The 13,544-nt window shown below is 71.2% G+C and carries 9 protein-coding genes; all 9 read left to right on the top strand.

From position 1 onward, the window contains the following. The first annotated feature begins 36 nt into the window (after positions 1 to 36). Positions 37 to 2,328, top strand: coding sequence for a FepA family TonB-dependent siderophore receptor (locus tag KUV62_RS19280; RefSeq protein WP_222605370.1), 2,292 nt, complete (start codon positions 37 to 39; stop codon positions 2,326 to 2,328). A gap of 73 nt (positions 2,329 to 2,401) precedes the next feature. Then, positions 2,402 to 2,956, top strand: a complete 555-nt coding sequence (locus KUV62_RS19275) for a TRAP transporter small permease (RefSeq protein WP_222605369.1) — start codon at positions 2,402 to 2,404, stop codon at positions 2,954 to 2,956. Then, the gene (locus KUV62_RS19270; protein WP_222605368.1) at positions 2,950 to 4,221 is read left to right on the top strand and encodes a TRAP transporter large permease; all 1,272 of its coding nucleotides are present in this window, start codon (positions 2,950 to 2,952) and stop codon (positions 4,219 to 4,221) included. Before KUV62_RS19275 ends, KUV62_RS19270 begins: the two co-directional genes overlap by 7 nt. Before the next feature lie 20 nt (positions 4,222 to 4,241). Then, positions 4,242 to 5,213, top strand: a complete 972-nt coding sequence (locus tag KUV62_RS19265; RefSeq protein ID WP_222605367.1) for a TRAP transporter substrate-binding protein — start codon at positions 4,242 to 4,244, stop codon at positions 5,211 to 5,213. Next, positions 5,210 to 6,127, top strand: a complete 918-nt coding sequence (locus tag KUV62_RS19260; RefSeq protein WP_222605366.1) for an alpha/beta hydrolase — start codon at positions 5,210 to 5,212, stop codon at positions 6,125 to 6,127. The genes KUV62_RS19265 and KUV62_RS19260 overlap by 4 nt, the downstream gene beginning before the upstream one ends. 171 nt (positions 6,128 to 6,298) lie before the next feature. Continuing rightward, positions 6,299 to 7,660 carry an ATP-binding protein gene (locus KUV62_RS19255; protein ID WP_222605365.1) on the top strand — a complete coding sequence of 454 codons (1,362 nt, stop codon included), beginning with the start codon at positions 6,299 to 6,301 and terminating at the stop codon, positions 7,658 to 7,660. A 56-nt stretch (positions 7,661 to 7,716) separates the two neighbouring features. Then, positions 7,717 to 9,363 carry a (2,3-dihydroxybenzoyl)adenylate synthase gene (locus tag KUV62_RS19250; protein WP_222605364.1) on the top strand — a complete coding sequence of 549 codons (1,647 nt, stop codon included), beginning with the start codon at positions 7,717 to 7,719 and terminating at the stop codon, positions 9,361 to 9,363. Then, positions 9,360 to 9,596, top strand: coding sequence for an acyl carrier protein (locus tag KUV62_RS19245; protein WP_222605363.1), 237 nt, complete (start codon positions 9,360 to 9,362; stop codon positions 9,594 to 9,596). Before KUV62_RS19250 ends, KUV62_RS19245 begins: the two co-directional genes overlap by 4 nt. Before the next feature lie 5 nt (positions 9,597 to 9,601). Further along, positions 9,602 to 13,474: a non-ribosomal peptide synthetase gene (locus KUV62_RS19240; protein ID WP_222605362.1), complete on the top strand. Its 3,873-nt coding sequence runs from the start codon at positions 9,602 to 9,604 to the stop codon at positions 13,472 to 13,474. The last annotated feature ends 70 nt before the right edge of the window (positions 13,475 to 13,544 follow it).

The raw sequence follows: 13,544 nt of genomic DNA, 5'->3' as shown, positions 1-13,544 counted from the left end.
CGCCAGCACGAGTCACGAAACTTGAAAGGACAGTGCATGGCACGCGCACGCGCGAGGCTGGCCTCCGGGTCGGCCCTTCTCCTGTTGTCGGTTGCGGCGGTGACGCCGCTCGCGGCACAGACCCTCCCCGAAGACGACACCGGCGCCTATGATCTCGGGACCATCGTCCTGACCGCCGAGGAACAGATCAAGCAGGCGCTCGGGGTCTCGACGATCACCGAGGAAGATATCCAGCGTCAGCCGGTGGTCAACGACGTTGCCGAGATCATCCGCAAGATGCCCGGCGTGAACCTTTCCGGCACCTCGCCCTCGGGCCAGCGCGGCAACCAGCGGCAGGTCGACATCCGCGGCATGGGGCCGGAAAACGTCCTGATCCTGATCGACGGCAAGCCGGTGCTGTCGCGCACCTCGGTCAAGCAGGGCCGGTCGGGCGAGCGCGACACCCGCGGCGACACCAACTGGGTGCCCGCCGAGATGGTCGAGAGCATCGAGGTCATCCGCGGCCCGGCGGCGGCGCGCTACGGCTCCGGCGCCGCGGGCGGCGTGGTCAACATCATCACCAAGGCCCCCGACGAGGACCTGCTGCAGCTCGGCACCAGCTTCGACATGCCGGAAAGCAGCGACGAGGGCATGACCCAGCGCTACAACCTGCTCTGGGCCAAGCGCCTCAACAGCGATTTCGCGCTGCGCTTCTCGGCCAACTACAACAAGACCGATGCCGACGATCCCGACATCAACGAGAGCGAGGTGAGCTGCGAGATCGATCCCGACAGCGGCGAGGACTCCTGCACCTACCCGCAGGCGGGCTCGGAGGGGGTCACCAACAAGGACTTCACGTTGCGCCTCGACTGGACGCCGAGCGACCGGAACCGGTTCAATGTCGAGCTGGGCTATTCGCGGCAGGGCAACATCTATGCCGGCGACACGCTGCTCGGCAACGAGCGCAGCGCCAGCGAGGACGTGGTCTCGCTCGCCGACGACGGCGAGGAAACCAACGTGATGAAGCGCGGCACCTTCGCGCTGACCCATCTCGGCTCCTATGGCTGGGGCGAGACCAACAGCTTCATCCAGTACGAGCGTACCGACAACACCCGGCTGGCGGAGAACCCGGCGGGCGGCGTCGAGGGCTCGATCAGCAGCACCGACGACTGGGACACCGCGATCCTTGAATCGGTGGTGGTGAAATCCGAGGCCTATATCGGCCACACCCTCGCGAACCGGCCGGCCGAGATGACGCTCGGTGCCGAGTATCGCTGGGAAAAGCTCGACCTGAGCGACTACAGCTCGTTCTCGTCGATCACCACCGATGACGGCAGCATCGACAGCAGCGGCTCCGACGGCTTCACCGAGCAGAACACGCTGGGTATCTATCTCGAGGAAAACATCCTCTGGAACGACCGGCTGACGCTGACCCCCTCGCTGCGCTACGACCGCGCCGACACCTTCGGCGGGACCTTCTCGGGCGGGCTCAACGCCTCCTACGACCTGACCTCGGAATGGACCATCAAGGGCGGCATCGCGCAGGCCTACAAATCGCCCACCGTCTACCAGCTCTCGGACGGCTACGTGTACACCACCCGCGGCAACGGCTGCCCCTACCCGTATTACCGCGACGGGCCGTGCTACGTTCTGGGCAATGATGATCTCGACCCGGAGACCTCGATCAACAAGGAAATCGGCATCCAGTACACCGGGCTGCAGGGCATCAACGCCACGCTGACCTATTTCCACAACGATTACCGCGACAAGATCCAGGCCGGCACCACCCAGATCGGCACCACCACCGTCGACGGTGCGCAGCAGCGTCTCTACCAGTGGGAAAACGTGCCGGAGTCCGAGGTCTCGGGCCTCGAGGGCAGCTTCGCCTGGGATTACAGCGACCAGTTCCGCTTCGCGGTCAACGGCACCTACATGATCTCCTCGACCCAGAAGGTGAAGATCGATGGCGGCACCACCACGGGCGGTGAGAGCTACGATTCCACCGAGATCGAGGTGCCGCTGTCGCTGGTGCCCGAATACACCATCAACGCCTCGGTCGATTACCGGGTCAACGACAAGCTGACGCTGATCCCGTCGCTGACCCATTACGGCAAGATCGAAGCGGCGAAGTATTCCGGCACCACCGGCTACGAGACCGAGGAATCCGAGGATCGCGATCCCTACACGCTGGTCAATCTCGGCATGACCTACCAGTTCGACAACGGCTTCGATCTCAAGGCGGGCGTGACCAACATCTTCGACACCTCGATCAAGCGGTCGGGCGAAGGCGCCGAGACCTACAACGAACCGGGCCGGTCCTACTATTTCGGCCTGACCAAGACCTTCTGAGGCGCTTGACCCCGCCACCGCCCGGCGCGTCCGGGCGGTGGTTTACCTGTTTCTCGATCATGGGCACGGTTCCTTGTCGACCGCATCTTCCTCGCCGGATTCCGCCGCAGGCCGCCTGCAGGCCTTCGACGCGCGCCTCGCGGCCGCCGAACTGCGCCTCGCGGCGCTGCTTCTGCTCGCCATGCTGCTCTGCATGGGCGCGGGCGCGGTGATGCGCAGCGTCGGGCAGCCGCTGATCTGGAGCGACGAGCTGGCGGTGCTGCTGATGGTGGCGGCGGCGTTCTTCGCCGCCTCGAGCAACCTGTCGAGCGGGGCGCATGTGGCCGTCGACCTGCTGGCGCGGCGGCTGCCCGCGCGCGCCGCCTGGCTTGTCGAGGCGCTGCTCTTCGCGCTGCTCGCGGGCTTCCTCGCCTGCCTCTGGGTCTGGCTCGACCCGGTCGGGCTCTGGGGTGCCGGTTCGGGCGCGGCGCTGGCGCGGGAGAGCGGCAATTTCACCTATACCGAGCCCACCATGACGCTGGGCGTCGCCAAGATCTGGTTCTGGCTGCCGATGCTGCCGGCGACGCTGGGCGCGCTGGTTCACATGGCTGCCCGCCTCGCCCGCAGGCCCCGGAGCGCGCCATGCTGAGCCTTGCCGCCTTCGCCCTGCTTCTGACGCTCGGCCTGCCGGTCGCCTTCGCGATGATCGCGGGCGCGGTGCTGCAGATCGTGCTCGGCGGCAACGCGGTGCTGCTCCTGAGCCTGCCGCAGCAACTCTTTCAGGGCATGGAGAGCTACGGGCTGCTGGCGCTTCCGATCTTCGTGCTGCTGGGCGAGCTGATGAATGCCAGCGGCGCCGGGCGGCGGCTCTTCGCGCTCGCAGGGCTCTGCGCCGGGCGTCTGCGCGGCGGGCTGGCGCAGGCGACGCTGCTGTCGAACGCGCTGATGGCGGCGGTGCTGGGCTCTACGGTGGCGCAGATCACCCTGATGTCGCGGCTCGCGGTGCCCGAGATGGCCCGCGCCGGCTATCCGCGCGACATGGCCGCGGCGCTCACCGCTGCCGGCGGGCTGCTGGCGCCGGTGCTGCCGCCCTCGATGCTGCTCATCGTCTACGGGGTGATCGCGCAGGTGCCGATCGGAGACCTCTTCCTTGCCGGCATCGCGCCGGGTCTGGCGATGCTGCTGGCCTTCGTTGGCCTCACGGCCTTCCTCGGGCGCGGCGGGCGCTTCCCCGCCGCCGCCCCGGCACCGGAAGCGCCCGCGCGGGTCATCGCCGAAGCGCTGCCGGCGCTGGCGATCCCGCTGGCGATGATCGGCGCGATCCTCTCGGGCCTCGCCACGCCGGCCGAGGCCGGGGTGGTGGCCGTGCTCGCGGTGCTGCTGGTGGGCGGGCTGGTCTACCGCGAGCTGCGACCCGCCCGGCTCTGGGCCGCGCTGATGGCCACCGCGCGCACCACGGGCACCATCCTCTTCCTGATCGCAGCCGCCAGCCTCTACGCCTGGGTCGCGGCGTGGGAGAACCTGCCCGCCATGGTGGCTGGCTGGCTGGCGGCGCTGTCGGACGATCCGCTGGTCTTCCTGCTGCTGGTGAACCTGCTGCTGCTCGGCATGGGCATGGTCACCGATCCGCTGCCGGCGCTGATCCTCGTGGTGCCGGTGCTGCTGCCGGTGGCCACCGATGTCTATGGCATCGACCCGATCCATTTCGGCCTCGTCGCCTGCATCAACCTCACCATGGGGCTGATGACGCCCCCGGTGGGCGTTGGCCTCTTCACCGCCGCGATGCAGACCGGCGTCCCCGCCGGGCGGCTGGCGGCGCTGGTGCTGCCCTATCTCTGCGGCGTGGCGCTCGTGCTCGCCGCCCTGGTGCTCTGGCCGGACCTCGCGCTCGGTTTGATGCGCCTTCTGCAATGATCTCCCGGAGGACCTTTCCCATGCGACTGAAATCCGCGCTTCTCGGCCTTGGCCTCGGTGCCCTCGGCCTCGTCACCACGCTGCCGGCGCAGGCCGAGCAATACCGGCTCGGCCTGATCACCCCGCCGCCGCACCAATGGACCAAGACCGCAGAGGCCATCGCCGCGGAGATCGCCGAGGCCACCGAGGGCCGGGTCGAGATCCTCGTGATGCCTTCGGGCCAGCTCGGCAACGAGGCGCGGATGCTGCAGCAGCTGCAGACCGGCGCCATCGATTTCGCCCTGCTGACCGCCGCCGAGTTCGCCAACCGCGATGCCGATTACGGCGTGTTCTACGCCCCCTTCATCGCCGACGACGCGCAGGACGCCGCTCGCCTCTTGCGCGGCGAGGTGGCCGGGACGCTGCTGGACCGGATGGACAATTTCGGCCTGCACGGGCTGGCCTGGGGCATGGCGGGGCTGCGCCAGATCGTGACCTCGGGGCCGGTTTCGTCGGTCGCGGATCTTGAGGGTCAGCGCATCCGCACCGTGCCGCTGGCGCCCGAGATGGCGTTCTGGACCGGGCTCGGCGCGGCGCCCACCCCGATGCCGCTGCCGGCGCTTTATGACGCCTTCGCCAACGGGCAGGTCGACGGCATGCAGATCGACCACGAGGGGACGTGGAACTCGGGCTACTGGAAACACGCCGGCACCGTGATCGCCTCCGGCCACATGATCTTCCCGATGGCCGCCGTGGCCTCGGGGCGCAAGTGGCAGACGCTCTCCGAGGCCGACCGTGCCACCGTCTCGAGGATCTTCGAGACCCGGGTGGCCGGGATGGTCGATCTGTATGGCGAGATCGACGCCATCAACCTGGCCCGCCTGCAGGAGACCGGGGTGCCGGTGATCGAGGTCGACCGGGCGTGGTTCGGGCCTGCGGTCGAGGCGTGGTACGAGAGCTGGCGCGCCAAGGCGCCGCTGCTCGCCGATCTCGAGGCCGAGGCGGCGCGATGAGGCTGGTGCTGGCCGTTCTGGCGATGCTCGCGCCTTTGGGCCTGGCCGCCCAGCCCTCGCCCGAGCCGCTGGGGCCGTCGATCCTCGACACCGATTCCGAGGTGGTGGACGTGTGGAGCTTCACCCTGCCGGCGGAAGAGGGGCCGGCCGACCGCATCGGCGTTCTGATCCCGCGCCGCGGCGCGCCCGAGGGCGGCTTCCCGGTGCTCTTCCTGCTTGACGGTCAGGCGGTGATGGAGCTCTTGAGCGACGATTTCCTCGCCACGCTCGATCCCGCGCGGATGCCGGTGATCGTGACGCTGGGCTACGACACCCGCCAGCGCTTTGCCGGCGACGCACGCACCCGCGACTACACCCCGCCCGACGCCGAGGGCGGCCCGGCCGCCGATCCCCGTGGCCGCCCCGGCGGCGGCGCGGCGGCGTTTCTCGAGCGGCTGCGCTCCGAGATCCTTCCCGAGGTCACGTCCCGCGTGGCGCTCGACATGGACCGGAGCGCGCTCTGGGGCCATTCCTATGCCGGTCTCTTCGTGCTCTGGGCTGCGGCCGATCCGGCCTCGCCCTTTGCGCGCCATGTCTCGGCCAGCCCGTCGCTCTGGTGGGACCATGGCAGCTTCCTCGGCCAGCTCTCGGCGCAGATCGCGGCGGGAGGCTGGCGGCCGCGCCGGCTCGATCTGCACAAGGGCGAACTCGAACGCGCGCGCGCCAGCAACCCCGACAATCCCAACGCCCAGAAACTGGTGAAGATGCGCGCGGCGCTGCCCGAGGGCGCGCTCGAGGCGCTCAACGCAGAGCTGCGCGAGGCCGGTGTGCCGGGGCAGCTGACGATCTTCCTCGGTCTGAGCCACGGCGAGACCTTCCGCGCCTCGGTGCTGCGGGTGGTGGGAGAGGCGTTTTCCGCGACGGAGGCGCGCTGACCGCGCGTGTCAGTCGCCACGGGGGCCTGCGCGCGCCCGCTCAAGACCAGGGGCCACCCCGGCCCCGCGCGGCACAAGGCGTGCCGCCCACACAGCCACAGCCTTGCTGCAGCCGACAGGGGTTTCATCGATCCGACCGGACCGGAGGTCCGGCAAGCAAAAGGCTATGACATGACACAGATCCAACGTTCCGGTCTCTGGCTGCGCGGTGTCGCGCTCTCGGCGCTGGTGATCGCCTCCGCCGGGATGGCCGCGGCCGAGCCGTTCTCGGCGCTCGGCAGCTTCGACGGCCGCATCGGCGCGTCCGGCCCCGAGCGCGGCCCGATCCTGCCCGGCGGCGAGGCCCAGATCATGGGGCGCGGCTTTGCCCCCGGCCAGCCGGTGAGCCTGCGCCAGAACGGCGAGGCGCTGGCCGGCTCGCCCTTTGCCGCCGACGGCGAGGGCAACCTCGCCGCCAGCCTGACCATCCCCGGAAGCGCGCAGGCCGGGGTCTACCCGGTGGTGGTCGAGCTGGGCGGTGAGGTGCCCTTCGCCACGACCTTCGATCTCAAGGTCTCGAAGCAGCTGGGCAGCGTGAATGCCGACGCCTACACCCAGACTGCCGCGCAGGTCGCGACCCGTCCCTACCAGGTGGCCGTGGGCGCGGAGGCGCTTTACGTGACCAGCGCCGTGGGCCGCCCGCCGGTCAGGGAGTCGGAGCTTCTGAAGCTCGACCCGGAGACCCTCGAGATCCTCGCCAAGGCGGTTCCCGAGGCGGCCCCGGCGCGCGAGGACGGCTCGGATGGCGGGCTCTTCGCGGTCTATGGCGTGGGCGTCGCGCCGGGGCAGGTCTGGGTGACCAACACAAGGCAGAACACCGTCGCGGTCTATGACAGCGCGGATCTGAGCCTCATCAAGCAGTTCGCGCCGGGCACCGTGAGCCACCCGCGTGACGCGGTCCATCACGACGGCAAGGTCTATGTCAGCGCCACCTTCGAGCCGACCGTGCACGTCTTTGACACCGAGACGCTGGAAGAGCTGGAACCGATCGCGCTCAGTTCGTCGCGCCGCGGGCAGGATTTCACCGCCGCGAGCCTGTCGCTGGCCCCCGAGGCGGGCAAGCTCTTCGCCTCGTCGCTGCGCAGCGAGGAGGTCGCGGTGATTGATCTCGCATCGGGCGAGGAGGTGGCGGTCTGGCCGGTGCCGGGTTCGACCAGCACCATCGGGCTTGCGGCCAGCCCCGATGGCAGCCGGGTCTATACCGTGGCGCAGGGAAATGACGCGGTCACCGTGCTCGACGGCGCCAGTGGCGAGGTGCTGCGGCAGGTCAACGTGGGCGCGAGCCCGCTCAACGCGGTGGTCGATGCCGCGACCGGGCATGTCTATGTCGCGGTGCGTGGCGGCCATGCCATCGCGGTGCTGGATCCGGAGGGCACGCTGGTCGCCAATCTCGAGAGCAACGCCACGCCCAACCACCTCGCCAGCGACGGGGAAGGCCATGTCTTCGTGGTCGATCAGGGCACAGGCAGCCTGACCCGCATCGCCGCGAAGTGACCCTTCCGGGGGTCGCCCGACCGGCGGCCCCCATCCCAAGAGATGAGCGTATCCCCATGACCGAGCCCCGCCAGACCTGGCCCGCCGAGTTCGCCGCGCGCTACCGCGCCAAGGGCTACTGGCGCGGCGAGACCTTCCCGCGCCTCCTGCGCGAGCGCGCCGCCGCCCATCCCGAGCGCATCGCCATCATCGGCGGCGAGACCCGCTGGAGCTATCGCGAGCTCAACGACCGCGCCCGCCGCTTCGGCGCCGGGCTGCTGGCGCTGGGGCTGCGCCCCGGCGAGCGGGTGCTGATCCAGATGGGCAACGTGCCGTCCTTCTTCGAGGCGGTGTTCGGCGCCTTCGCCGCCGGGCTGGTGCCGGTCTACGCATTGCCGGCGCACCGTCGCACCGAGCTGATGCACCTTGCGGGCAAGGCCGAGGCCCGGGCGATCCTCGTGCAGGACCGCATCGAGCGCTTCGACCATGCCGGCATGGTGCTGGGACTGCGCGCCGCGCTGCCCGGGCTTGCGCATGTCATCGTCGCGGGCGACGCGCCCGAGGGGGCGCTGGCGATGGCGCAGGTGAGCGGCGATCCCGCCACGCTGCCGGCCGATCCCGATCCGCAGGCGGTGGCCTTCTGCCAGATCTCCGGCGGCTCCACCGGCCTGCCGAAGCTGATCCCGCGCACGCATGACGATTACCTCTACTCGATCCGCGGCAGCAACGAGATCTGCGGCATCGACGAGACCAGCGTCTACATGGCGGCGCTGCCGGTGGCGCATAATTTCACCATGTCCTCGCCCGGCTGCTTCGGCGCGCTCCATGCCGGGGCGCGGGTGGTGCTCTGCCCCGCCGCCATGCCGCAGATCGCCTTCCCGCTGATCCGCAAGGAAGGCGTGACGATCACCGGGCTCGTGCCGCCGCTGGCGCTGCTCTGGCTCGAGGCGGCGGAGCGTGCCCGGCCCGAGCTCCCCAGCCTGAAGGTGCTGCAGGTCGGTGGCGCCAAGTTCCTGCCCGAGAGCGCCAAGCGCGTGGCGCCGCTGCTCGGTTGCCGCTTGCAGCAGGTCTTCGGCATGGCGGAGGGGCTGGTCAACTATACCGCGCTCGACGATCCCGAGGCGCTGGTCACCGAAACGCAGGGCCGCCCGATCAGCCCCGATGACGAGCTGCTGATCCTCGACGATGCCGGTCAGCCCGTTCCCGAAGGGCGCCCGGGCAACCTGCTGACCCGCGGGCCCTACACCATCCGCGCCTACCACGACGACGACAGCGCCAACGCCCGCAGCTTCACCGAGGACGGGTTCTACCGCACCGGCGACATCGTGCTGCGCCTGCCCTCGGGGCATCTGGTGGTGCAGGGCCGCGCCAACGACCAGATCAACCGCAACGGCGAGAAGATCTCGGCCGAGGAGGTCGAAGACCTGCTGCTCGGCCATGGATCGGTATTCGACGCGGTGGTGGTCTCGATCCCCGACGCGCGGCTCGGCGAGCGCGCCTGCGCCTTCATCCAGCCGCGCGCGGGCACGGATCCGAGCCCGGCGGAGCTGCGCAGATACATGCGGGGCCGCGAGGTCGCCGCGTTCAAGATCCCCGACGAGATCCGCATCGTTTCGGGCTTCGCCACCACCGCCGTCGGCAAGATCAGCCGCCGCCAGCTGCGCGAGAGCCTGCGCGCCGGGGTGCTGGCCGAGAGCAACCAGACAGAAGAGACCGCGAAATGATCCAGACCGCCCTGACCCTCGAAAAGATGCGCAGCGACATCGCCGCCGCGCTCGACATCCCCGCGGCGGAGGTCCCGGACGACGCGCATCTCGGCGATCTCGGGCTCGATTCCATCGCGCTGATGCGCCTGCTCATGGGCTGGGAGGAGCTGCAGCCGAGCCTGCCCTCGGGCAAGCTCTATGAATGCGAGACGCTGGCGGAATTCTGGGCAGCGGCGCAGGCAGAGGCGTGAGCGGGATGGAACTTGCGGAGTGGCGCCCGCTGACCGAGGCGCAGGCAGGGATCTGGTATGCGCAGGCGCGAGATCCGCAGAGCCCGGTCTTCGTCACCGGGCAGGCGCTCTATATCGACGGCCCGCTCGAGGCGGCGGCGCTGTCGCGCGCGGTGGCGCGGCTCGGCGGCGAGGCCGAGAGCCTGTCGCTGCGGCTGCGGGCGGGGCCCACTGGCCCCGAGCAACGCATCGTGCCGGGAAGCGCGCCGGGGCTTGTCGTGAGGGCGCGCGAGGGTGTGGGGCTGGCCGAGGTCGAGGCCGAGATCCTCGCGGAGGCTCAGCGGCCTATGGATCTGGAGCGCGGGCCGGTGGCGGGGTTCACGCTCTGGCGGCTCGCACCCGCGCGCCACATCCTGACCGAGCGCATCCACCACATCGCCGCCGACGGGCAGGCGATGGTGCAGGTGACCCAGCGCCTCGCGGCGCTCTACGCGGCGGAGCTCTCCGGGGGCGATGCCGGCGAGGGGCTGGCGCACTACGCCCGGGCGCTCGAGGAGGAGGCGCGCTTCGGCACGGCGGCTGCGCGGGCGCGGCAGCGGGCCTTCTGGCACGCGCGGCTGGCGGATCTGCCGGAGGTCGAGAGCGTGAGCCGCGGCAGGGCGGACGGGGACGGGCACTGGTTCCACCGCGCCGAGCGGCCCTTGCCCGGGGCCACGGGGCAGGCGCTGGCGCGGCTCTCGGACAGAACGGGTCTGCACTGGACCGACGTGCTCACCGCACTGGCGGGCGCGTATGTCGGGCGGCACCTGCCATCGGTGGCCTCGGGCGAGAGCCGCGACGTGGTGCTGGGCATCCCGCTGCAGAACCGCATGGGCCGCACCGCGCGCTGCGTCTCGACGCAGGTCAACGTGCTGCCGCTGCAGCTGCGGCTCGATGAGGGCGCGCCGCTGCCGGACTGGCTGCAGACCGTCGGGGCAGATCTCGCGGGGATGCGGCGCAACGCGCGCTATCGCGGCGAGGCGCTGCAGCGCGAACTGGGGCGGATCGGGGCCGGACGACGGCTCTGGGGGCCGCTGGTCAATATCCTGCCCTTCGAGGCCTGTCCGGAGATCGCGGGCTGCGAGACGCGACTGAAGATCCTCGGCGCCGGCTCGGTTGATGACCTGACGCTCTGCTTCCGGGGCGATCCCGAGGCCGGGCTGCTGGCGCAGGTCGACGGCAACACCGCGCTTTATTCAGAGGCCGAAACAGAGGCCCATTGCGCCCGGCTCGAGGCCTTCCTGACGGCGGCCCTCTTGGCCGAAAGGCTGCGTGATGTGCCGACGCTGACCAAAGCCGAGACCCGCGCCCATCTCGAGACCCGCAACGCCACCGCGCGGGAGGTGCCGCGCACCACGCTCACGGCGCTGATCGAAGCGCAGATGGCGGCCAGCCCCGCGGCCCCGGCGCTGGTCTTTGGCGAGACCTGCCTGAGCTACGGCGAACTCGACCGCCAAAGCGCCGCGCTGGCGCGGCGGCTGGCGGGGCGCGGCATCGGACCGGGGGCGCTGGTGGGGCTGGCGCTGCCGCGCTCGCTCGATCTGCTGGTGGCGCTCATCGGCACGCTGCGTGCCGGCGCCGCCTTCCTGCCGCTCGACCCGGAGGACGGCTCCGCGCGCCGCGCCGACATGATCGCGCGCGCTGCCCCTGCGGTGATCCTCGCCACCCCGGGCTTTGCCTGCGAAGGCGCGCCGGTGCTGGGGGTCCTCGACGACGGGCAGGAGGCCGAGCCGAGCCCCGCCGGCCCGGAGGATCCGGCCTATGTGCTCTTCACCTCTGGCTCGACCGGGCGGCCCAAGGGCGTCGTGGTGGCGCATGACGCCATCGTCAACCGCCTGCTCTGGATGCGCGAGACCTATGGCTTCGGCCCCGGCGACCGCATCCTGCAGAAGACGCCGACCAGTTTCGACGTCTCGGTCTGGGAGCTGGTCTTGCCGTTCCTGTCGGGGGCCACGCTGGTGGTCGCGCCGCCGGGAGCGCAGCGCGACCCGGTCGCGCTTGCGGGGCTCGTGCGGACACAGCGCATCACCGCGATGCATTTCGTGCCCTCGATGCTGGAGCTGTTCCTCGACGCGCCGGCCTCGCAAGGGCTCGCCATCGCCCGGGTCTTCGCCAGCGGCGAGGCGCTGCCACAGCGGCTGGCCGAGCGCTTCCACCGGCGCATCACCGGGCGGCTCTTCAACCTCTATGGCCCCACCGAGGCGGCGATCGACGTCACGGCGCAGGAGGCGCTGGCGGGGCAGGGGGGCGAGGCGGTGCCGATCGGGCGGCCGGTCTGGAACACCCGCACCTACCTGCTCGATGCCGCGCTGCGCCCGGTGCCCGACGGGGTGCCGGGGCGGCTCTACCTCGCGGGGCGGCAGCTGGCGCAGGGCTATCTCGGCCAGCCCGAGCTGACCGCCGAGCGCTTCCCGCCCGACCCGTTCCGCCCCGGCGGGCGGATCTACGACACCGGCGATCTCGCGGTGAGCGACGCGCGGGGCGTGATGACCTTCGTGGGCCGCGCCGACCAGCAGGTGAAGATCCGGGGCGTGCGGGTCGAGCCGGCGGAGGTCGAGCGGGCGCTGTTCGGGACCGGGATGGTGGCGCAGGGGGTGGTGATCGTCGAGGCCGCCCCGGGCGGCGCGCGGCTGCTGGCCTACGTGGTGCCTGAGCCGGGCGCGACCGCGGAGGCGATCCGCGCGGCGCTGGCGGGGCAGCTGCCGGTGGCGATGTTGCCCGCGCAGGTCATCACGCTCGACGCGCTGCCGCTGACCCCGAGCGGCAAGCTCGACCGCAAGGCGCTGCCGGCGGCGGAGGGGCAGGGGGGCGCGGGGCGCGCGCCCGAGAGCCCCACCGAGCGGATGTTGGCGGCGCTCTACTCCGAGATCCTCGCGCTTCCGCAGCCCGTGGATGCGGAGACGGATTTCTTCCTCGCTGGCGGGGACTCGCTGCGCGCGGTCGCGCTGTCCCTGCGCATCGAGGAGGCGACGGGGCGCGATCCGGGGCTCGGCGCGATCCTCGAGAGCCCGGTGCTGGCCGATCTGGCGCGACGGATCGAGCGCGGCGCGGGCGGCGATGACGGCACCGGGCCGGTGCTGCGGCTGTCTGGCGGCGAAGGGCTGCCGGTCTTCGCGGTGCACCCGGCGGGCGGGCTCTGCTGGTGCTACCGCACGCTGGCGCAGGCGCTGCCCGGACGCCCGGTGATCGGGCTGCAATCGCCGCTGCTCGACGCCGGGTCGCGCGCCCCCGTGAGCGTGACCGAGATGGCGCGGCGCTATGTCGGCCGGATCGAGGCGGCGCAGCCCGAGGGTCCGCTGACGCTGCTCGGCTGGTCTCTGGGTGGCATCATCGCCCATGCCATTGCCGCGGAGGCAGAGCGCCGGGGCCGCGAGGTGGCGCGGCTGGTGCTGCTCGATGCCTACCCGTCGGAGTGCTGGCGCGATGAGCCCGAGCCCGACGAGACCGCGGCGCTGCGCGCGCTGCTCGCCATCGCGGGCTTCGATCCCGAGGCCCATGCCGGGCTCGACAGCCGCGCCGCGATCCTCGACTTCCTGAAGGCGGCGGGGCACCCGCTGGGGCAGGTGCCGCGGGCGGTGCAGGACGGGGTGATCCGCTCGGTGCAGGCCACCAACGCGCTGGTGCGCGGCCATCGCGAGCCGCGCGTGCGCGCGCCGCTCCTGCATGTGGGCGCACTGCGCGACCAGGCCGGCACCAACCGCAGCGCCGCGCTCTGGCAGCCCTTCGCGGGCGACGTGGAGAGCCTGCCGCTCGACTGCCACCACCCCGACCTGATCGCGAGAGAGATCGTCGCGGCCTACCTGCCGGCGCTTTCAGACGCGGTCGAGCCGGTGCTCGCCCGGCCTGAAGGCGCGGCATAGGCGCGTGTCGCGGTGACTTGAAACCGGGCGCCATCGCCGCATCTTCCTGATCGGATGACGAGGGAGGATG

The organism is Salipiger bermudensis (assembly GCF_019801965.1).
Lineage (GTDB): Bacteria > Pseudomonadota > Alphaproteobacteria > Rhodobacterales > Rhodobacteraceae > Salipiger > Salipiger bermudensis_A.
This window is presented reverse-complemented; position numbering and strand designations above follow the sequence as displayed.

Coding starts and splice junctions, on each gene's coding strand:
- KUV62_RS19280 (WP_222605370.1), top strand. CDS start 37: ATGGCACGCGCACGCGCGAGGCTGGCCTCCGGGTCGGCCCTTCTCCTG.
- KUV62_RS19270 (WP_222605368.1), top strand. CDS start 2,950: ATGCTGAGCCTTGCCGCCTTCGCCCTGCTTCTGACGCTCGGCCTGCCG.
- KUV62_RS19265 (WP_222605367.1), top strand. CDS start 4,242: ATGCGACTGAAATCCGCGCTTCTCGGCCTTGGCCTCGGTGCCCTCGGC.
- KUV62_RS19260 (WP_222605366.1), top strand. CDS start 5,210: ATGAGGCTGGTGCTGGCCGTTCTGGCGATGCTCGCGCCTTTGGGCCTG.
- KUV62_RS19255 (WP_222605365.1), top strand. CDS start 6,299: ATGACACAGATCCAACGTTCCGGTCTCTGGCTGCGCGGTGTCGCGCTC.
- KUV62_RS19250 (WP_222605364.1), top strand. CDS start 7,717: ATGACCGAGCCCCGCCAGACCTGGCCCGCCGAGTTCGCCGCGCGCTAC.
- KUV62_RS19245 (WP_222605363.1), top strand. CDS start 9,360: ATGATCCAGACCGCCCTGACCCTCGAAAAGATGCGCAGCGACATCGCC.
- KUV62_RS19240 (WP_222605362.1), top strand. CDS start 9,602: ATGGAACTTGCGGAGTGGCGCCCGCTGACCGAGGCGCAGGCAGGGATC.